The 21,076-nt window shown below is 40.2% G+C and carries 15 protein-coding genes; 2 read left to right on the top strand and 13 right to left on the bottom strand.

What is annotated here, in order from left to right; translation table 11 throughout:
- Positions 1 to 410: 410 nt before the first annotated feature.
- From AC1DDX_RS05180 to AC1DDX_RS05150, 7 genes are all read right to left on the bottom strand, one after another.
- On the bottom strand, positions 411 to 1,565 hold the full coding sequence (locus AC1DDX_RS05180; protein WP_337715258.1) for a serine hydrolase domain-containing protein: 1,155 nt from the start codon (positions 1,563 to 1,565) through the stop codon (positions 411 to 413).
- Entirely contained in the window at positions 1,558 to 2,322 is a 765-nt protein-coding gene (locus tag AC1DDX_RS05175) for a hypothetical protein (protein ID WP_337715261.1), read from the bottom strand. Before AC1DDX_RS05175 ends, AC1DDX_RS05180 begins: the two co-directional genes overlap by 8 nt.
- A gap of 269 nt (positions 2,323 to 2,591) precedes the next feature.
- Positions 2,592 to 3,083, bottom strand: a complete 492-nt coding sequence (locus AC1DDX_RS05170; protein WP_337715262.1) for a hypothetical protein — start codon at positions 3,081 to 3,083, stop codon at positions 2,592 to 2,594.
- A 67-nt stretch (positions 3,084 to 3,150) separates the two neighbouring features.
- Positions 3,151 to 3,552, bottom strand: a complete 402-nt coding sequence (locus tag AC1DDX_RS05165) for a DUF4345 domain-containing protein (RefSeq protein ID WP_337715263.1) — start codon at positions 3,550 to 3,552, stop codon at positions 3,151 to 3,153.
- Between the two features lie 434 nt (positions 3,553 to 3,986).
- Positions 3,987 to 5,156: a helix-turn-helix domain-containing protein gene (locus AC1DDX_RS05160; RefSeq protein WP_337715264.1), complete on the bottom strand. Its 1,170-nt coding sequence runs from the start codon at positions 5,154 to 5,156 to the stop codon at positions 3,987 to 3,989.
- A gap of 226 nt (positions 5,157 to 5,382) precedes the next feature.
- The gene (locus AC1DDX_RS05155) at positions 5,383 to 6,438 is read right to left on the bottom strand and encodes a hypothetical protein (RefSeq protein WP_337715266.1); all 1,056 of its coding nucleotides are present in this window, start codon (positions 6,436 to 6,438) and stop codon (positions 5,383 to 5,385) included.
- A gap of 70 nt (positions 6,439 to 6,508) precedes the next feature.
- Entirely contained in the window at positions 6,509 to 7,375 is an 867-nt protein-coding gene (locus AC1DDX_RS05150; protein WP_337715268.1) for an AraC family transcriptional regulator, read from the bottom strand.
- 296 nt (positions 7,376 to 7,671) lie between these two features.
- Between AC1DDX_RS05150 and AC1DDX_RS05145 the strand changes: the two genes are divergently transcribed.
- On the top strand, positions 7,672 to 7,881 hold the full coding sequence (locus AC1DDX_RS05145) for a hypothetical protein (protein WP_477621829.1): 210 nt from the start codon (positions 7,672 to 7,674) through the stop codon (positions 7,879 to 7,881).
- A gap of 139 nt (positions 7,882 to 8,020) precedes the next feature.
- On the opposite strand, the gene AC1DDX_RS05140 is transcribed toward AC1DDX_RS05145, so the two are convergent.
- Positions 8,021 to 13,294, bottom strand: coding sequence for a reverse transcriptase domain-containing protein (locus AC1DDX_RS05140; RefSeq protein ID WP_337715271.1), 5,274 nt, complete (start codon positions 13,292 to 13,294; stop codon positions 8,021 to 8,023).
- Between the two features lie 289 nt (positions 13,295 to 13,583).
- Here AC1DDX_RS05140 and AC1DDX_RS05135 point away from each other — a divergent pair, with 289 nt between their 5' ends.
- The gene (locus tag AC1DDX_RS05135; protein WP_477621828.1) at positions 13,584 to 14,636 is read left to right on the top strand and encodes a DUF4238 domain-containing protein; all 1,053 of its coding nucleotides are present in this window, start codon (positions 13,584 to 13,586) and stop codon (positions 14,634 to 14,636) included.
- A 1-nt stretch (position 14,637) separates the two neighbouring features.
- Here AC1DDX_RS05135 and AC1DDX_RS05130 read toward each other — a convergent pair whose 3' ends face one another.
- From AC1DDX_RS05130 to AC1DDX_RS05110, 5 genes are all read right to left on the bottom strand, one after another.
- A complete protein-coding gene (locus tag AC1DDX_RS05130) occupies positions 14,638 to 15,120 on the bottom strand; it encodes a hypothetical protein (RefSeq protein WP_337715276.1) in 483 nt (160 codons plus the stop codon).
- Between the two features lie 28 nt (positions 15,121 to 15,148).
- On the bottom strand, positions 15,149 to 15,811 hold the full coding sequence (locus AC1DDX_RS05125) for an AbiV family abortive infection protein (protein WP_337715278.1): 663 nt from the start codon (positions 15,809 to 15,811) through the stop codon (positions 15,149 to 15,151).
- Between the two features lie 74 nt (positions 15,812 to 15,885).
- A complete protein-coding gene (locus AC1DDX_RS05120; RefSeq protein WP_337715280.1) occupies positions 15,886 to 19,665 on the bottom strand; it encodes an SEC-C metal-binding domain-containing protein in 3,780 nt (1,259 codons plus the stop codon).
- Positions 19,666 to 19,677: 12 nt separating this feature from the next.
- Positions 19,678 to 20,814 (bottom strand): hypothetical protein, encoded by a 1,137-nt coding sequence (locus AC1DDX_RS05115; protein WP_337715281.1) that lies wholly within the window; start codon positions 20,812 to 20,814, stop codon positions 19,678 to 19,680.
- An 8-nt stretch (positions 20,815 to 20,822) separates the two neighbouring features.
- The coding region (locus AC1DDX_RS05110) for a hypothetical protein (protein ID WP_477621827.1) at positions 20,823 to 21,076 on the bottom strand (254 nt) is incomplete at its 5' end.

The following is a 21,076-nucleotide window of genomic DNA, read 5'->3' as shown; positions in this document are numbered from 1 at the left end:
ACTTTGAACATTTAAATCGCTTTTTATTGCTTATAGAACCCATAATCGAAGATTTGGAAAGTAAAAAATTCATTTAAAAATTAAAGTGTTTTAGATCTTCTCAAGACAGGACTAACCTTGAGAAGATTACTTTAGAACTAAAAAGTTGGCAATTATGAAAAATTGTAGTTTTGGTTTTTAGATTGGAAACTACAAGCTATTGATCCCTTTTCGCCAAAAAACAATTTACCGATCACCTTCTCATAATTAATCAATTTTGAGATATTTCAAAATTGGCTGAACGGGGTCAATCAAATTGGTTTGTCCAACTTACGCTTATAATCATCCATTCTTTGGAATTGCGGGATGATGTATATTTTTAAGAAATACCTCTTAGATACTAAAACATATGGGGGGGGGTAGTGTCAGAATTAGCTAGACCCGCTAATAATACTATCGATGATGCTATTTGACAGTTCGTTCAGCTTGCCTTGAGAATCTGCTGTCACCACGTTAGTTACGATGAATATTCCAACTTTTTGATTGGGGTAAAGCGCTATCCACGAAGAATGCCCAAAGCTGCTTCCATTATGATATAGCATTTTCTTTTTCTTGTCATAGTCATAGGTATTCCAGGCATAGGCCCTTCCGTACTGCATGCTCCCCGCTAATCTATCCATGGCTTGTTTAACTACTTTGTCATTACTTTCCAAATACATCCTCATGTAATTAAGCATAGAATTTGTTGAAGACTTCATGCCTCCGGCATACTTGTAAAATCCATTTATTAGGGGCACAGGCACTCCATCACTGTTTTTCCCAAGAGATATGTTCGAATTTTGACCGTATTTTAACTCCGAAAAAGTCTGTTGCTCACCAGAACGCGAAAAGACATATTTTTTGAACAGCTCTTGGAAAGACAATTGGTAAACATGTTCTAAAATATAACGGACCAACTGAATTCCCACACCAGAATAATGGTAATTGCCCGAATTGTCGATTGGTTTTATAGTTTTTAATGCCTTAAAAAAGTCGGCCTCCTTAAAGTGATCAAAACACACGGCCTGTTCAGCTGTTGTTTGTCCTTTTTCGTCACAATTCATCACCAAAGGAAGCCCAGAGGTATGGGTAATCAAATGCCTAAAAGTGATGGGCTTGCCGTTGCTTAGAACCAGGTTTGGATATTTGCCGTCCAGGTAATTCCTTACATCGTCGTCGAGCTTAATTTTATGGTCATTAACCGCCTGAGCTAACAACAATCCGGTATAGGTTTTTGTAATCGAACCTATTTCATATACGGTATTTCCATTTGGTTTTTTTCCATTGCTTAATTTACCATAATGAAATTGGCGGGCTGTGCCTTTGATATAGATCACGCCAGAAAAAGCAGTATAACCTGGCAGTTTCATCAACTTGGCAACTTCTTTAGCCACGATCCTTTCGATCGAATCTTGGGCAAGGGCTTGCTGTTCGGAAATGAGGTAATGTGTTCTTCCAAACACACTGGATATGAAAAACAAAAGACAAGCTAAAAAAAGGAAGTTTTTAGCCTTTTTAACGGGCCTGAATAATCTTTCGCTACTCATAAATCACATAATTTACTTTATCAACACCTGTATTACCTGTTTTTTTATCATAGGCATATAAAGTCAGTTCGTAGTTTCCGCCAACATTAATTTGGGTATCTCCCTCAAAAAGGTTGGTCGAAATAAATGACATTTTAACGTCTCTAATGTATTTTCCGTCCTTTTTAAGCATTCCTTTCACCTCGAACTCTTCGGCATTCCAAACACCTCCTTTTTCTATTACACAGCCACACATCATGACCACATTTGCCTGAAATTGGAATGGCTTGTCTTTAATTGAATTTAACGAGAGGTATTGATGGGTTCGGGGCTTTAATATGTCGATGATAAATCCTGGGATTTCTAAGATAATGCCATCACCTAAAATATCTTTTCCGGGAATCAGCCATAATTCGGTACTTACCTTCGCCTGTGCCTGTTTGCTATTGAAGGGAGAAACGACTTCTATGCTCACAAATGTAGGTTCGTTAATATCAATTGCGGCCAGAAAGCCTGCTGTTTGACCATCAACAATTGAACTTTCCCTTGTTTTTGGAGTTTTCATAATCAGATCTGTATTTCCAGTGCTTCCGGTGGTTTTTCCTTCAGCTAAAATTTGTTGGTTTGTCTTGTTTCTAATGATCACGTAGGCACCGCCGAGCGAGCTTCCTATAAATTTTGCATCTCTTGCTTTTGCTCTTATTACTATTTTTGTTTCAGTGGCAGAAACACAGATATAAGAGAAAAGAAATGCTGTAACAAACATTAGTACCTTCATGAGCTATTTGATTTTAAGATTTCTTGTTTGAACCTATTATGAAAAGGGTGTTTTTCAATTCCAGATCTATGTTGTCTAATAGTATTGACTTGTAGATATTCCGCTGTAGTACGCCTCGATTCCACTACAAAATGGTTCTCCGTCACTTTTACTGAAATATACAAAAAAACTATAAAGCTACAAGTCAACCAGAAACAAAGAAAAAAGAACCTGACCATGATTTATGATACAGGCTCTTTTAATCGATGAACTGGCTTAATCAATTAGACTTATTTATTTGATCCATATGTGAATCTTTTATTTTGAGATTGGTCTACTGCAATCACCATATTTTCATTCGTTTCCACCTTGCCATCAACTTCAGTTTTATAGCTGGCGGTGATCGGGCCACCCTCTAAATTAACAACACTAATGCTCATTTCCCCAAAATCAAATGGTTTTACGGTTTCGAATACATATGTTTTTGTGGTGCCTATAAAGCTTTTCTCGTCTATTAGTATACTTTGCTGATTACCCTGCGACGTGCCATTCATTTTCCAAACAGGGGCTCCGTACTGGCTGGCATCATGGTTTCCGGCACTTACCTGAACATCTACCTGATCGTTTTGATCTGCGCCTGTTACTGTAACTGTCATTTTCATTGAAATTTTATTCCCGTTATCCGGGTTATCGCCAGGTTTCTTTTTGCATGATGCTAAAGACAAAACACCTAGTGATATGACCATAACTGTTAATAAAGATTTTTTTGAGATTGATTTCATAATTGTTTTTTAAGATTTGTTATTATTTGATTGTTTTTCATGTGTAGTAGAAGTATTGCTAACCTATTTATCTAAAGCGTCTGTAAAACAGCAATAATACTAAGGCCAAAATGCCTAAAGTAGACTCTATGACCAGCCATTGCGAACCAAATTCGCCCAAAGGCCCATCAACCAAGATTGTTATCAATCTAGAGATAGAATAGGCTAGCCAAAACAGTGAAAGAAAAATGAGTGCCTTTTTTACATCCTTTAACAAAAGGTGAACCAGAGAAAAGCAAATAACTAAACCAACGCCACCATATATGCCTCTTATGGAACTTATTGCATCTGTATTAGATAATTGCGTAGCTACCAAATCCATAGTTCCCTGTGGATTATAAATTGATAAAACACTAACATAAGCTATACTGAAGATTGAAAAACCAATATAAATTTGACTACTGATTTTGGTGATTTTCTGTGTATTCATTGTTGTTTCAACTACTGGTTCCTTTTAAAAAGTCCTGCACTTTCATTCGTGTAAATGATGTCTAAACCGCTAGGGGTGCCAGAAGCTAGGGTACATTTATACTCAATGCTCGCATTTTTTAGGTAAAACTTAGCAGGGTCGTCAGCCTCGTTTTTTTTTTGCGGGATACATTGTTAACATCATTGTAGTAAATAAAATAAGTTTTGTTTCATGGATTATTAATTTAAAACTCCAGGGTTTTGAATGCAAAAATGAAACACTGAGAAATGTCAATCGCCCCACGAGGCTTCGTGGCACCTCTTATTGATTAGAATAATGCGTTATTTAAAGTGGTGAAATACTTTAAATACTTAACCATAAATAATATAATTCGCTTTTCAAATAAGCCTATTATAGCGAAGAAATGACTGAGCAATAATAAGAAAACGGCGGACCTACAACGCCTTGTGGTATGTTAGATCGGTTGGTTTTCTGAAAAAATCTGAAGGAGATTTACCCGTGAATTTGCGAAAATTGCGATTGAATGAAGATTTAGAATTGAAGCCACAATCAAAAGCTATCGATAGCAGCGTGTAGTTATGGTTTTTTTCATCAGCAATCATTTTTACACATTCATCTACCCTAAGTGAATTGACATAGTCGTAAAAACTCTTGTTAAATTTAGAATTGATCACTTGCGATAGCACAGCATCTTTTAGCTCTAAGGATTCAGCTAACTTGCTTAGTGTAAGTTCCGCATTTTTATATAGTTTTTCTTGTGCCATTATCCTGTTAAGTTGCTGGAAAATACGTTCAGCTTCGGCATCCGTAAGTGAAGACCAGTCGTATTTTATTTTATTGGGCATTAATGCCACGTTAGCAGGCTCTTCTGAAAGGTTTTCTTTTTGAGTAGAAAAGTTGGGATTCTCAGTAGCAGAGCGGGATGAGGTATTGGCGGTTTTGAATATTTGCTGTTGGCGTACACCTAAAAAACCGATGAAGCATATGTACAACGAGGCACTGAAATAGATACTCTCTGCTTTGGGATAAAAAATAACAAAAACCCAAATTCCAGCGATGCCTACAATCAGGTAACGTAGCCAATTCAAGCTGATTTTATCTGTAGTTGAAAATTCTTCGCTTATTTTTTTCTTATATCGATGCAGTAAAACAATTGCGGCTAATACATAAATAATTCCCGAAATGATGATGCAAATATTGGTGATGATTCCAATGGTTTTATAGTAAGGTGAGGAAAAGCCCTGGTCATAAAGCAACAGCTTTTGCGCTGGGTTTTGTAGCAAAAAAGACATCCATAGAAGATAGGCAAAAGCAACAGGTAAAAAATGAAGTAGCTTTTTCTTGCTAAATTTTATTGGTGTGGTTAGATGAAGGATATATAGATACAAAAAAGGCCCATGCACAAGTGCCAATAAATCTCCCCAGCCTATTAAATTGGGGAATTGGCGATAATTTTCTGAAACCTGCAAATATAAACTGGCTAAGTGAAGCGTTGCTATCAGCTGCCAAATCATGAGTAGCTTATCTGCAGTTATTTTGTTAGGCTTAACTGCTAATAGTACGAACAAGTATAAAGAAATTGCAATGCTGGTGAAGTATAACATGCTGTTATTTTGTATGGATGGCTAGATGTTATTGGTCAACTCAAAAATATGAAATATATTCAAGTTCTTGACCATTGGTTGCAAACAGTAGCTTAAAACCAGTTTTTTGCCAAAAAACAATTTGCCGATTACCTTCTGATAATCAATCGATTTTGAGATATTTCAAAATTGGCGAAACCGGGTCAATCGAATTAGTTTGTCCATGTGTATTCATTATTAATTTCAACTACTGGTTCTTTTTAAAAAGTCCTGCCTTTATGTTCGAACCGGTCGAACCTTCCGCTAATTGCAGGTAATTGCGTTTACTCTGATCTTTTTCGATTTTTACAGTTCCGGTAGTTTGCACGTTTTTCATTTCCAGAAAATCTGTTGAAGTTGCATCATTGCCGCTTAACGGGCCGCTTCCATATCCTGCCAGATTGGTATTGTCAGCAAAAATGCAATCAGAAGCTTTGTATCGGCGTGTACTTCCTTTTTCCCTTATCCATACTGTACTACTGTTTGCTATGATGTTGTTGTGAAAATCGAAATTGTCTCCATTGGTACTTTCTGTAGTCCAAACGCCACTGAAATAACAGCCATATACCAGCGAATAACGCATGGCATTACGGCTACCAGTTCCTCCATCAGTTTGCCAAAAAACGACTGGATTTTTGCAATTAAAAAAAACACAATGGTCGATAACCAGGCCATAACCATTGGCTATAACCCCCACATGCAACGGTAATACATCGACATCTCCAGCAAACAGACATTGTGTTACAACTAGATCGTCCAATCTTTTTCCATCACGCCATATTGGATAGGAACGACGTAGATTGGTTCCATCTATATAAGAGTAATCTGGACTGCCAGTAAATCTTAGGCCTTCAATGGTCACATGGCTAATCTCCGGTTGTATACCTTTTGCTTCTTCTCCGCCTATACCTGGTACAAGCGGCACTGCTGTTACTACAACCGGCATTTTTTGAGGAGTCCAGTCTTCATCGTCAGGCATAACGTCCGCACGAATGACAAGACGGTTTTTAAGGGTATACTTGTCATTGGTGAATACAACGGTTTGTGTTAGCAGGTGTATACCTTCTGATAGGAAGATTGTGGTTGCTCCCTGTTCTTTGTTTAAGTTTACGCGCTTAGCTGCCTCAATAATTGTCTTTAACGGACGTGCCTTATTTCCGGAATTTGTGTCATTACCAGTCTGAGGATTAACATATAATTGTTCTGCCTGTACGACCAGTATGCTCATCATGAGCAGGAGAAGACTAAATGTGTATTTTATCATGTTCTTTTTTTTGTAAAATTAGAACATGCTTATCCTATTAAAATGGTCATTTTGTCTTTAAAATGGTCATTTAAATCTTTTTTCGGTATTGCTGAGGTGTGGTACCTGTAAATTTTTTAAAGAAACGGTTAAAATTAGACGGATCTGAAAAGCCAAACTCGTAGGAAATCTCTTTTGAGGATTTATTTTGACAAAGTTGTTTCTTTATTTCTGAAATCAACTTGTAATGGATCATTTGTTGGGCTGATAATCCGCTAAACTGCCTGCAAATTTTATTCAGGAATCCAGAGCTGACATTCAGCATTTTTGTATAGGCCTCAACACTTTGGTCATTCACAAATTTCTTTTCCAGCAAGGATCGAAACCTATAAAAATCTGGATGGACAAAGGTGTCTCTTTGAACATTGTAGGCACCTGCATAATATCGATTGAGAAGTACGAGCAATTGATATAAAAGGGATCTGATCAAATGATTACTATCATTCTGAAGCTGCCTAAACTCTTCTTCTATTGCATATAAAAGCTCCAGACATTTTACAAATGGCACCTCGGATAGCTGCATGTCGTTTGGACGTGAATATTGATGGAAATATTGAAACCGATATAGGAATAGTTCGTCCGAAAAGAAAAGATGGAGAAAGTCTTTTTCAAAGAACAATACATAGCCCCTTACATCTTGCTCAATTTCCCAACAACGCACCTGTCCTGGACTTGTGAAAATGATCGTTCCTGGGCTTATTAAGGTCTTATTTTCATCTAATGTAAAAATGCCAGCTCCCTCTTCAATGAAAATAACTTCGTAAAAACTAAGTTGATGTAACGTACTATCTAATACATAATGATTCAATGTTTCGATACGTCCAATATCCAACAACAGTTCCGAACCATATTTATATGGGAGAAAATGATAAGTTTTAATTTTAGGGACTACAGCCATTTCTTTTTACAATTTCTTCTCGCCCTAAAGTTAAGGCAGACGACGTAGAAAACCTAGACAGCTGGGAAATCTGCAGACAAGCACTGGGGTAATTTAAAAGAAGCATGTGCTGATTGGCTCAAATACGGAGAACTCTAGCTTTTTAAGGATGAATCTCCAAAACAGTTCAAAAATTGAAATTCACAAGCATTTGCAAATCAAAAAGTGAATAAACTGACCAGATTGGTTTGAACTGAGCGATTCTAAAAAACAAACATAGCTAACAATCAACATGTTAGCTATGTTTCAGTGTACTCATGGAAAACCTTCTGTCACACAGTTTCTTGAAGGATTTGGAGAAATTAGCCAACATTGCAGGTGGTCCGGTTGCAGACCCCATTAGTAGAGACTTTAAGAAAAAGTACCAGCGAAGATTTACCCAAAAAGAAAGCCCAGAGCTCCCATTATCAAAGATTTACGAGATGTACGGCTGTGGTTACCTGAACAAGAAGAAGCCAGAGAWATAATTTGCACAGCTACATGTGTATGTTTTGGTGTGTATGTTTTCACCAAAATATACACACTGTATTACATGGGTTGATCAAAAGTAAATCGAAGAAGGCTATCGGCGTATTAAGCAGCAGGGGCAGCACCTCACAGTTAAGACTAATTCAACTCTTTTATGAAGACTGATATCTTCGATTTATGGTTCATAAAGCGTTTCCAGGAAACAACAAAATACGAACTAAACAGGATAAAGATAATTCCATAAACGAAACCATTTAGTACCACTTCCTTCTCACCAGGCTGGCCTAACAGTTGTAATGCAATATAAAAAACTAAAACACCTCCGACGAGATACAGGATGTGTAGGTCTAATAACATCGAAGTATAGGGATTTCTTCGTTGATAATTGGTACGCCAAGACAGCAAAATGTAAGCAGATACCTTTTTTAATTCTGGCAATAATTTTCTGTCCAGAGTCTTATGTCCTACAATGGGAAATGACGCGAAGCTAGGAACAAGCTTACCATTCACTTCCTGCACATCAATTGAGAAAGCGCAGCCAATCCCGTGATGGGTGTCGAAAGGATTGTGTATCTCTTCGATGACTAGTGGCTGGGACAACAATACCTGTTTCCTCCTAGACCTGATAAACACCGCAAAATCGCTAAACTTAAGCTGGCCATTAATGGCAACCTGCAGGTAATCATAACAGCGGTAAAGATTTCTAGCTAGGTGCAGGTTGACTTCATTTAGACCAATCATTTTCGAAACCGTATAAGGCGCTCCGAAAACATGCGAATTGGTAGTAACCCTACCTAAGTCACACCTGAAAATCTCTGTTAATTTTTGAAGAATAATCATTACCTCTGTGGCATTAAATAACTTCCGCCTCGCTTTAAGCTGACATGACTTTCCCGAATCTGATAAAAACTCAAGTCCATAATATTTAGAAACAATAATGAACATCACCAGTAGTATATCATAAGTCCATAATGGTGATGGTATGGTCGCTGGTCGTTCCAGCCAGACCTTAATACGGTTTTCCAGGTCGGGCAAATTTTCTTTAAACACTGCACACGATTCCCTGATTAATGGGGCATCAGAAACGGACTTCACAATAAACGTGTGTCCAGTAGCAGTCTCCATAGCAAGAAATTCCGTCAACTTTTTCAGTTCATCTTCAACAGCTTTATCTTTCGCCAGTAAAAACATAGACCTTCTAAGTGCCTCGAGTTCGATGGTAGCAGAAGATATAAGTAACCATTTTGTGAAAGTGATGTCCTCTTTGATACCTAGGTTTTGACGATAAGTCACTACAAGGTCGTCAACCCGTTTGGAAATGGCAGTGGCCTGCACGGTTGCCAGGTGCCTGTCATAGTGCTCACCGTATCCGATCAGCTGCCAACTGTCAGTAAATGGTGCTGCCTGATGAACCTCCTTGTCAGCAAGCATATCAACTATCCGACGCTGCATTTTCAGCCCATAATTGAGTAAGCTCTCACTGGCGTGGTATTCTCTGGCTGCGATCCGGTTGATTTTGATTTCAATGCTCCAAAGCGTATTCACTAATTTTTTATCTGCCTCTAGTATATTTTGGTTTGCTAGGAAGGCAGTCTGAATTTGAGTCCAGATAGCGACATCTTTCAAAAAGTAATCGACCAGAGCATACCTGTTTGCGGGTGTAAATTGAGTCGCTTTATTAATTATAGACCAAAAAATTAGTCCATGACTATCTTGTAGCAATGACAAGTTTTCTTTCGCTATTTTCCCTGACCTGACAAGTTCCTGCACGGCGCACTTGGATGTATCTAATTCATACAATAACAAACCTAGTATTTCAACCAGCCAGCGGTCCGATTGCAGTTTATAGTCCATGTTTTGTTTACCTACAAATCTGCGTTCGGAACCTATCGTCAAGCTATTGAGGCCAAAAATCATTTTACCGCTTGTATGGATAAATACGGTGTGCAAGGTTGGAACCGGCACCAACACTGTTTCAGAAATTGGCGAGAGAATCTGCATACACTGTTTCACAAGTTCATTTATCTTTTGTAGCAGATCCCAAATTTGATTGGGAGACAAGGTTTGGGTACTTAAAAAATCATTCAGGCTTTGATACTCAGCTGGAACAATTGTGGCCATTAAAAGAAATCCCTCTTGCGTATTGATGGAAGTAAGGGATTGTAAAGTCAAGGAATGGGCCATCAGCGCATTCATAGCTTTAAGATAATCAGACACACTTTTACCTACCTTCATCAATTCATTATCATTGAGCTGTTCATGAAACAATGCCTTCCCGTCAGTATTACTCCCAAAATGAATGTATCTGTAGAATGGAAAAACAAGTTCTCCCAGAACAACCCCGGGGAGGCAAGGTTCAGTCTCTAACTGATATTTGATCGGATCATGCTCTTCAACGTTCCCAGGATTCGGAAGCGAAGTGTTTGCAGCAAGTAATCTGCCTGAACTGGCAAACAAGAATAATTCCCGGTAAAGTAACGTTTGATTTTCCCCAGAAAGAAACGTCAGCATTTGCTGTATTTTTACAGGGGCGTCCTGATCAGCGAAAATAAATTCGACAGTCTTTTCTGCAATGTAGTAACTGGATTTCTTTTTATCCTCGTCATTGAGTATTTCAAACAATTGTACTCCAGCAGCATTCTGGAACAAAATCGCCTTAAGTACAACTCTTGGCAAACATAAAATTGCAAAAGGAAGGATCTGAATTGCTTTAATTAGCTCCTGAAATATTCCACCGGAAGAAAAACGGAGCAAAGATCCCATCAACTCTATCTCAAACAAAGTTTCTGGCAGCGCTCTCGCCAAATAGGTCTCATTAACTAATTCCTGTCGGTCAAGCCAGGCTACCACACGCATTCTCAAAAATATCCCGGAACCGACTCCAATAGCCTTAAATTTGTTAATATTTTCTTCGTCTAATCGAAGTTCCTGTATTCTGATTAATGTATTTATCGCCGCAGCCGCAGCAACGGGAGCTGACCCATCAGCAGCCAATTGAATCAAAAGCTGGATAATTTCTTCACTAAGGTTTTGTAACTGAGACACCTCATACAATTTGCCTGCTTCTTGGGCAACAATAATCTTAAAATATTCATCTGTCCTATTGTCAAGCAATCCTTTAAACAACTGCCAGTTTGTTTTTTCAGGCTCGCTACAGGATTTGATCAGGGAGCTTACCGCAATGCAGGTAGCACTGTGTTTTGGTCTGTCTTCTTCCAGCAGGAAAGTAGCAATTTTGAAAACCTTATTTTCCAGTTCCGCATTTCTTAGGTGCTGCGAAAAACGTACATAAAAGCCCAGGGATTTTGTTAATGTACGGATATCCTGGTCTACGTTCCCGGCAACCTTATTCAAAGTCTCAAACAATTCTTCCTGTTCTTCCCTATTAAGGTCGGCTGTTGAAACGTTTGACCTTACAAAATCATACCGGATTTTATCCAAAAAATTATGTAGCTTCTCACTTTTGGTTACCGGATGTGGCCCTTCCTTTTTATCCAGGTTAAGGTTTAACCCGTACTCCTGGTTAAGAGCTTGTTCATATTCGGCAAGTGCGCCCTCAGCCATTTCAACATTTTCAAACAAGATCGCCAGATCGTCAACATATCGAACGAAGTCTATGCTATTTTCAGCAAGCCAGTAATCAAGTTCATTTAAATACAAATTTGCCAATAAAGCAGAAAGTGCTGGTCCTTGCGGTATTCCAACCGTTCTTCGATGACCTTCATACTCATGCTCGACGCGATCAAATGGAGCTTCAATATATTGTTGGATCAAATCTAAAATTACCTGGTCTTCTACGAACTGTCGAAGCAGGTTCATGAGCTTATCATGCCTGATAAATTCGTAAAACTTAGTTATATCCAGGAGCAAGTAATGATTGTGTGGTTCAAATAACGAGAAACTACTCTTTTTAAATTCTCTAATCCCATTCTGGATTTTCCAGTCCTGAAAAATCTGATTGTCCGATTTAGGTGAAATCGCCAGTCTGTTACCAAGTGAACGCTTATGAAACCGGGAATCAATTTTTGGGCCTACCACATTAAGTATTGCCATTTCAACAACCGCTTCACGAGGGCTTACAGAACAAAATGGGCGCAACGAAGTGTTTAATTTATCTTTTGGAATTTCTACCAGCAGAAAGTTGTTGTGTCTCCACTTACCTTCTAGTAGTTGCCGGCGTAGCATCACAAGATTATTCCAAAGATCAGATTCAAACAGGTCAAAGTTCATTTTATCTTGAAATACGTCACGTTCAACGACCTGCTGTTTCGCCTTTTTCCAGGCTAAAGATAAGTTTCTGAGCGATGCAACCTCCTGAATCGTGCCCTGAGTGACTTGATCTGTTTTTAAATCGATAGATGCAGTGTTAAGATCTGAAAACCAAACAGGTGAGGGATATTTGCCCGACAGTGCAGCCTCTTCCAGGGTTGAATTACACCATCCTTTACAAATACCATACTCTGTACTCTGCAGTTTTTTACAAGAGATTGAACAGGGATCAATCGTCGCGAGCTGCATGCTAGACTTCTCTAAGTCATAATTTTCGCAGGACGACAAAATTCCATGCAGGACTGGTTCACCATCCTGAAAGTTTTTCAAAAGTGCGGCCAATGCAAAGCGTTCATGGTGTTTCAAGTTCCTTTCATTCTTCGCCTTTACTGCAAGGCTATTAATTGCAGGGCAGCGTGAAATCAACTCCCCCACCTCACCGAGATTTTGCGGAATAACACCTTCATGTTTGAGTTTTTGACCTCTTTTTATAGCCTGTATCTCTTTTTCGCCTATGATAGCACCCAATCTAGCATTGGCTTCTTCAATCGCGCTTTCCGGTACAAACTCAACTAAGTCCAGGTGATCCAAAACCTGACTTAGAGTGATTCTTTCCAGCGATCCAGGGTGCAGAAAAACACTTCGGGAATTATTATATTTTCGATGCACACCCAATGGTAATCTGACCAGGGACTTACTAAAACCTTTTCTTCCATGAGATCCCTTAGGTGGAAAAATTTCAAGATCAGGATATCCGGCACCTTGCCGAATTTCATTTAAAAACCCCACCACTTTAAGCCCCGGCATAGGTTGCTCTAGAAACATCCAAATGTGATATCCCCTACCACCGGTATCTTCTATCAGTAAGCAATTCTCTGATAAATTATAAGAGGTAGTTATATAATCCATCAAGCTGCGCACCACCGGAAGAAATTTATCTCTTTTCACCTCTTCCCGAAGATTTGCACTGTCAGGAATATCCATTTTAGGAATATCTATATCCAGACAAAACGTAGAACAATAAGAGTTTTGATCCAAAAGATATATCGCATTACTTACACTTCCACTTAGATGATTGGCCAGATCATTTAAATTTAAGGGGCCGGAATGCGAATCTACGTAGGCATTTTGCGTCTGCCTCATTACCCGTCTGTTATCGCCTTTGAATAACGTTAATAATTTATCACTTATAGTTGAAAGCATGAGTCTGTTTGGTTGCTATAAAATTAAACTATTTTATGTTATGTATGCAAATACCATATTTTGAATGACTTTCGTTAATTTCGTGTTATGTACAGAAGCATTGAATACTTCATTAAGGATTTGGAGGCTGAATCGATGGAACGGCTAACAGTGATGCGCGGAAATGAAATGCTGGTCCCAGCATAATGTTATAATCTGACCCGTGGCTCTCAAGAAAAAACAACATTTCGTGTCCCAGTTCCTGATCAAGAAATTTGCCATCGACCAGGAGCGCAAATTTGTACACCTGTACAACAGGAAAACCGATACGGTCGTCAACCATGCGCTGATCAAAACTCAGGCGCAGGAAAATTACTATTACGGAAATGATCTCACCTTTGAAGAATTCTTGAGTGTTACGGAGGAAAGGGCAGCACCGGTAATCGCAGAAATCTTGGAAAGCGGTTTGATCCCAAAGATCGGCGATAAACGATACAGCTACCTGTTACATTTTGTCATGCTATACCACTCCAGGACAAAAGCGCAGGTAGACCATACTGAAGAAAACCTGAATGCTACGCTCAAAGCCTTATCGAAATACGATTCGAGTTTGCAGCAGCTCAACTTGGATGAACTCAGGCTCAAGCATCCTGAACCGGCAGCTTTTAACTTGGCTTGCTTTATGGATGATTGGGTAGTGACTGCAGATCTCCACGCCTTTCTGTTGACCAATCATACCGGGAAAGATTTCTTCCTATCAGATAATCCCCTGATCACATTTAACCCGTTCATGCAAAAGCGAAAATACTACTGGGCCGCCAACAGCCATTTGAGCAAGGGCCTAATCCTGCTATTCCCGCTTTCTCCTGATCATTACCTGATGCTGATCGATCCTTATAGCTACGATGTCAAATGCACTGCTGAAAACCGGATTCATGTGGACAAAGCTTCAGACCTTTACAACATCAACTTATTGCAATCGGTTTCTGCCGATAAAAACCTGTACTACCGGATCGCCCAGGAAGAAGCCTATATAAAAAGCCTGGCCATGGAAGGTTTAAGGAACAAAAAATCCAAACTCATCAGTGAACTCGTCCCATGTCCGGGAAAACCTGAAGCCAAATGCCTTTTCAGTTATCATCTGGCACACACCTTAAACCTTTCTTTTTCTTTTATCCGCGAAAGCGAGGAAGCAAAAGCTTATGATGTCACTAAGCAGCGGGATCACCCAAGGAACCAGGAAATCGTAGACTGGATGAAACAGGTAAGACTAAAAAGAAAACAGGATGTGGCAGATAGCTAACCTACCGCTTCATCACTACTACCTGGTATAGGTTATTCAAATTTAGATTCACTCCGTTCAAAGGTTTATACGTTTTCACCTCATAGCCGGAAAAACGGTACCGGTAGCCAATTTCGCTGGTACCTGTATCAAATTTCACAGGCTTTGCCTGCTTTTTCAGCTCCGACAGCACACGCTCCCAGCTTGTTTTGTCTGCGGTGGCAAAGGTAATATTGGAATAACTGCCAAGCTGGTTCACGTGCAGCCAGTGCTTTGGTTTTTTCGGCGTGAGCATCGTGTTGGAAATGTATATGCCGTTGAACTTTCTGTGGTAGCCCATTGCGCTTAATTTAGTTTCAATGAGAGATGTTTGGTCGATGTTAGCCAAGAACTGCTGAAGGTCTTTAAAGCCCATTGGTTTTTCTGATTGTGCCAGTGTATTCGTTGAGATTACAAACAAGAGGAGTACTACGTTAAGAAACAGTTTTGTCATTCTATTCATCATTAGATATGTTTTTTGTAATGGTTTTTATTCAGCCACGCAATAAGCCCAGTAATGAGGCGACAGAAAATGATTCATTCTTTTTTTTCAAGTTGCATTTGAATTTCCAAGATTGCAAGTTTGCTAGCAAAGTATCAGTGAGCAACGCATCCTTACCTGGAATATTAAAATAGAATTCATTGAGCTTAAACTGGTCGAATATGGATTTTAAATAATCCACTAAAAGAGAAATCATTTCCCTTGCGTCCTTATCTTTAATACTCCAGGGCAACGAAACCCGACTATTCACATCTATCCCTCTTTTCATCCTATCAAGTCCCACGTAAATGGATTTTTGCTTTTTAAGTTCAAGGCTCCCACTTTTTATGAACTCAATAAAATCAGGTGCGTAGTCACGCTCCAAGCCCCAGCCGAAAAAAGCACTTTGCTTCTTAGGATGCAAATACAATAGGGACAGCCATTTTTGCTCGAAGGTTTTATCTGGAAAACCAGTATTTGTAATCGATGCATAGTAATAATGTTCAACCCAGTAAGACTTACTAAACTCTTCCAGCGCAAGTACAGAGAGTTGAAATGCCGATGGGTATGAGCCGTTGTTATACAGCAATGAAGCATCCAACAATAACCGGGCACCATTCTTAAATGACTCAATCGAAATTTTTTTGAACTTATACTTGGAGAGTTTATCGCGCATACATGGCAATTTAATCTAATTTCATTATAAAATTCTTCCAATCGGAGCTAAATCCGTTTTTTAAATCCCTAAAACTATAGAGAAATAAACACTTTATCACTTTTAAGATCAGCAACTGCATAAACCGGAAGCGGCGTATCCTTAATGTACCGGGTGGGAAGGATATGTTTGGTCAGCACGAAGGACTTTATCCTGTAATCGTCAGAAAGCCCCAGCTTTTGTCTCACCACTGTACTGTTTTCTTTTAGCCACAAGTCTCTTTGGACATGTTTCTCTATCATCCCCGGCTTGCCCTTCAGCCCGATATAATTACTGATCTCAGTGTAGATATCGTAAGCAATCTTCGCCTGAGAAGTATTTTTGCATTCAATCGCGTAAAGCACCTGGTTTTTATGGTCTAGGCAAAGGATGTCCACATCTCCTTTATCCACCTGGGCAGGAAAGAAACCCCTGGGCTTGATTTTTACCTCAAAGCCCACCACCTCAAAATCCGTGTGTTCTACCAGCCATTTGCACACGAAATTCCTGAAGTTCGTTCCTTTGATGTGGTTGCGCTCTGCCAAAAGGTTATTGATCTTCAAATGATTTACGGCAACTTTCAGCGTTCCGTCCATAAAACGGGATAAAATATTTTCAGCCGCAGTCATCAGGTGTCTGGCACTGATCAGGTAATATGTCTTACCCAGTCTTTCGATTTTCAGGAGCGGCCGGAGCATGTACGATATCCGCCGGTTATACCGCCATGGATAGGTTTCATGGATGTCCTTAGGATCGATATTCATTACGCCAGCCCTATTCACAAAAGTAAGCAACTGTAAAAAAGCCAGGGTTTCAGCCTCCGGCTGGGCTGTCCGGTCCGCAAATAATTTTAACAAGTCTTCTTCAGTGATCATCAGAACAGATTTTTCTAGGGCATATAGCTCCAAGCACAGAAACTTAGCTGAACCCAGCATATCCCATAAAGTGATCCCCCACTCTTCCATGAAAATATCATCGACCCGGTCATAATAAGGGTCATCACCGCGCTTCGCTTTCGGCTTTCTGGGTTCCTCATTAAAGTAACGGCCAAAGGAAGACTTATTTTCCTCATATTCTTCCCGGTGAATGTCCTGCTGAAAACTCGTCATGGAGGCATCATTGAAAGTACGGTCAATACCAATCCTTCCTGAAGCAAGCATCCCCATGTTGGGGTCAGCGATTCCAAAACGGATCATATCAGACAATGCGCCGTAATTGATCAGCTCGGACATATGCGCCAGCATCAAATCTGCATCTGCATCATTGACCGGCTCCATTCCAGTGGACTTCTCGCAGGCCACAAACTCAATCAGCGTCCTCATCGAAAGATTTGCCGTGACCATATCCGCTTCCTTTTTACTGAACTCGACAAATACATCGTAATAATGTCCAAAACAGGCCTCCAGTGCCGGGTAAGACAGTTTTCCCATTGCCCTGGACTGGATCATGCTTTCATGCCGCTGCATGAGCAAGACCAGCAAGTCGGCGGTCGGAAAACGCGAAATCAACTCAATCAGCCGGTCAAAATGAACCTTCACCAAATCGTTGAGCAAGGTTGTTTTTTCTTTAGCTGTAGCAATCTTCTCCGGAATAGATATATTATATTTCAACCAAGTTACCTGTTTACTCAGCACATAGGAAATATCCGCCAGAGGTATAGACCGCGGCTTTTCTATGTCTATATTGGAAAATACCGGGTGCTGGGTAGAGTCACTGATCAGGATCATCTTTTGCATCCCTTGAGGCATACACATGCTCAACAGTTCATCGAGTTCCACAGCCGTTATTTTTCGTCCCGCACCTGTCAATTCTATAAAGTCTCCAATCGCATCAATCAGACCTGTCATTAAGAATTTCTCTCCCCCATTGCCGGCATTGGTCAGGTGGCTGACCAGCTGTACTGGTACGCTCAGTTCTATACCTCGGCTTTCAGGAACCAGTTTGCTGGTAAACTTAAATTCCTCTGTACTGCCTTCCAGATCCCAGGTTTGCTGATCTTTAAAATCCTTATCCATCATCAATGTAATCACCAGGGGTTCCGTTCCTAACTGATCAAGATAGGTTTGAAGATAAGAATGGCAGTGGTTCAGCCAGTAAAGGACTCCATTCATATAGACACTTGCTGTAAAATCCCTCAGTGTGTCACTCTGCACCCATATCGGGCAACTGTACCGCAGCAGGCAGTGTCGGAAATAACCTTTTTTGACTTCATCTGAGAGGTATACAGGCATGTGTTCTTCCTGTTTATGGCAGCTAACTTGTATTGTGCCCCTTTCGGCTGGAAAAGGGATACCAATGCGGTCTTCTTTAAGTTTGGCAGCCCGGTTGACATTTCCCTCAATCTCAAATTCGAAAAATAAGCCATTCATTGGGGCGCGGTCAGATTCAAAATTCCACTCATGGTTGTCTTTATACCATTTGAAACGGGATAAATGGGAGTTACTGGGCATAAATTGAACCTGGTGTTTGGTGTCTTCGATGTGCCGGGCATATTTCCAAAGGGTCAGGGTATCGAATTCCCAGTGTACTCGCAGTACATTCAGTTCTTTCATGGTCAGTACCAACTGATAATTCATGCCACGGAATTTGCCCGTATCAATCCTTCCTGCTTCAAATATATCTGCTTTGTTGTATAAAACCAGCAGCAATAGTTTGCTCCTGCTGTACTGCGCTTTGAGCTCGGCGCACCGATCTGATGCCTGCCGGGTAATGAGCATGCTTAGTGCGTCGATATCAGTTTGGTACTTTCTTTTTCCAGAAGGAATAGGGGTAACATGGAATACATAGACCAGTTTATCCGAATCACACTGGTAAAGGCCTTCGCTGAATATAGCCCGGCCCGAATGCTGTGGCTCATGGAATGTATACTTGATCCGCTCCCACCCCATACTTCTGAACCGGGTGTCAGCTTCAGTCATGGAGTGTTCGGCCTGAATACCACTGAAATCCAATAATTGACCTCCGCTTTTTAATTTCTCCAGAATGAAATCGTTCAGGGCACCTAATTGTGCACTTGGCATCGCTAGAATGTAAGTTTCTTCCAGCAGCACAAATGGCTTCTGCAACAGCGGATTATCATCCAAGTTCTTGATTCCGATCCGTTTTCCTTTAAAAGGGTAAACAAAGGCATCGATCACCTGCTCCGGCACTATCAGATGTTCACAAATCCGGCTGAGTTCTTGCTGGCTGAAGGCCACCAGTTTCTGCTGATCCTTCATCTCCTTAGCATCAGGCAAGTACAGTTCATCGGGTAGGTCTGGTATCGCCATGCGCCGGGAGTGCCCCAACTTGAATGCAATTTCCTGATGGATGTATAACATAAACAATATCCCCTCATAAATCTCTTTCCTCAGGGACAGACGCAAGCTCTGCATTGCCGCCATTGCATTGACCTGGCTTTGCAGGATCTCCTGGGCCTCTATAAAAATTCCGGGATAGACGGTATTGTTCCCATTGACAAACAGGATGTTTTCGGTGAAAAAGTCTTCCACCGGATCTTCATGCACGTGCCGTGGGCAAAATTTTAATATATCTGCCTTTAATGTATGGTAATCCAGTTTTTCGGATTTATTGTATTGGTTGAGTGCAGAGATCACCAATGATTCCAGCCTGATGTTTTTACCGTGGTTTTCAGGTTGCAGTTGCATGACTGAAAAGATTTGCAGCAATTCTGCTGTATTGTACTTCCGGGTAAAGTTCTCATAATTTGGCAGTTCAGGGCTGTAAGCATGGGATGGTAAAATGCTTTCTTCCGCCTGTTCTTTGTGGATACAGCATTTTTTGTATTTCTTGCCGCTACCGCAATAACAAGGGTCGTTTCTATTTAGTTTTGTCATGGAGTGAGCAAGCTAAGGATTTGATTGAGCCTGTTTAACCAGCATTTTTTTTGCATTTTTATAAAAGGTAGAGATCCGTCCTCCAGGCTCGATATGGATGGTATAAAAATCTCCTTCAAAGTAAACACTCTCCCGTCCGTACCTGCTGTACTCAACCCCAGGATTTTTCTCGAAGAATTCCTGCACTTCCTCGTCAATACTAAGGATCATTTCTGTCATCACCAGAAGGACGTCAGACTCCTCCCATTGAGAATCATCTTTATGCTGAAAATGGCCATTGAACTTCAACTCTTTGACATGGCGCATGTAGATGTGCAGGTAACCTTCAAGATCCAGGTATACAGGAATTTTTCCCATTGCATTTAAGCGCCTTTCCTTGAATTTCTCGACTTTATACATCAGCTTGGCCAGCTGGTTAATATCATGCCTACCCAATCTAACGAAGCTGCTGCCCGCTTCCTTCAGGTATTGGTCCAGAACATTCTTTTTGGCATTGATGCGATCCTGAATGAGCTGGGCAGCGTCAAGGTTTTCTTCGTCAGTGAGCTCCTCGCTACGAACAATTTTGATCTGTAAGAAATGAAAACGTATTTCCGGCCTGAAGCTATCTCTGACACCCTTCATCTCTAAAAGCTCTTCCTCAGTGAGTTCATTGGGTTCAAAATAGTATTTCTGGGCTAAATAAGATTCACGTTCTTTAGGAGTCAAGCCTATGCCCTCCCTAACCATTTTTGCATTAAAACCATACATCCACTCTAAATCACCACCATTGGCCTTCGGTTTGGCATCAATCTCTATTTTCTTTATGGTGCGGGTATCCTGTGAATGATATGTATTGACTGGATCTGCTACAAAATAACTGATGTCTAAAATATCATCCGAGCAAATTCCGGTTTTTAACAACTCTTGTTCAACCTTCTTGTCAAAAGTCAGCAGGTCTTTTGCCTTCAAATATCCGTTTCGGCTAAAGGGTTTGGTTTTCACTGCCTCATCCATTTCTTGCCGCTCATATTGGTTATATACAAAAACAACGGATAAACTCAGCCCATAATTTTGGTAGGCCTCACTGCCAGGAATAAATGTAAGGTGTGCGGTTTTATCCTTTTTGCCCACCAACTCATAAATCTCTTCTGAAGTATATTTTTCCATAAGCAAGATTAAATGAAGTTGATATCATAAATCCATTTTCCCTGATCTGAAAAATGATAGCATTTGGTAAAATTAAAAGCATTCCAGACTTCATCAAACAAAGGCTGCAATAGCTCAGGAACGTTTTGATCAAAATCACTGATCCGGAGCACAGGGAACTCCAGAACATCCCTATCCAAGTTATTTTGCTCATTAAGTCCGTATAAAACCTTTTCTGAATAAAGGTGATACCCCCTTACACCGGAAAGCACTAGCCTTATAT

This window comes from Pedobacter sp. 10L46_2 (assembly GCF_056395165.1).
The sequence above is the reverse complement of the archived record's forward strand: the minus strand, read 5'-3'. Positions and strand labels throughout refer to the sequence as shown.

Bases quoted from the DNA above. Each gene is read 5' to 3' on its own strand.
- AC1DDX_RS05180 (WP_337715258.1), bottom strand. From the start codon at position 1,565: ATGAGTAGCGAAAGATTATTCAGGCCCGTTAAAAAGGCTAAAAACTTC.
- AC1DDX_RS05175 (WP_337715261.1), bottom strand. From the start codon at position 2,322: ATGAAGGTACTAATGTTTGTTACAGCATTTCTTTTCTCTTATATCTGT.
- AC1DDX_RS05170 (WP_337715262.1), bottom strand. From the start codon at position 3,083: ATGAAATCAATCTCAAAAAAATCTTTATTAACAGTTATGGTCATATCA.
- AC1DDX_RS05165 (WP_337715263.1), bottom strand. From the start codon at position 3,552: ATGAATACACAGAAAATCACCAAAATCAGTAGTCAAATTTATATTGGT.
- AC1DDX_RS05160 (WP_337715264.1), bottom strand. From the start codon at position 5,156: ATGTTATACTTCACCAGCATTGCAATTTCTTTATACTTGTTCGTACTA.
- AC1DDX_RS05155 (WP_337715266.1), bottom strand. From the start codon at position 6,438: ATGATAAAATACACATTTAGTCTTCTCCTGCTCATGATGAGCATACTG.
- AC1DDX_RS05150 (WP_337715268.1), bottom strand. From the start codon at position 7,375: ATGGCTGTAGTCCCTAAAATTAAAACTTATCATTTTCTCCCATATAAA.
- AC1DDX_RS05140 (WP_337715271.1), bottom strand. From the start codon at position 13,294: ATGAGGCAGACGCAAAATGCCTACGTAGATTCGCATTCCGGCCCCTTA.
- AC1DDX_RS05130 (WP_337715276.1), bottom strand. From the start codon at position 15,120: ATGATGAATAGAATGACAAAACTGTTTCTTAACGTAGTACTCCTCTTG.
- AC1DDX_RS05125 (WP_337715278.1), bottom strand. From the start codon at position 15,811: ATGCGCGATAAACTCTCCAAGTATAAGTTCAAAAAAATTTCGATTGAG.
- AC1DDX_RS05120 (WP_337715280.1), bottom strand. From the start codon at position 19,665: ATGACAAAACTAAATAGAAACGACCCTTGTTATTGCGGTAGCGGCAAG.
- AC1DDX_RS05115 (WP_337715281.1), bottom strand. From the start codon at position 20,814: ATGGAAAAATATACTTCAGAAGAGATTTATGAGTTGGTGGGCAAAAAG.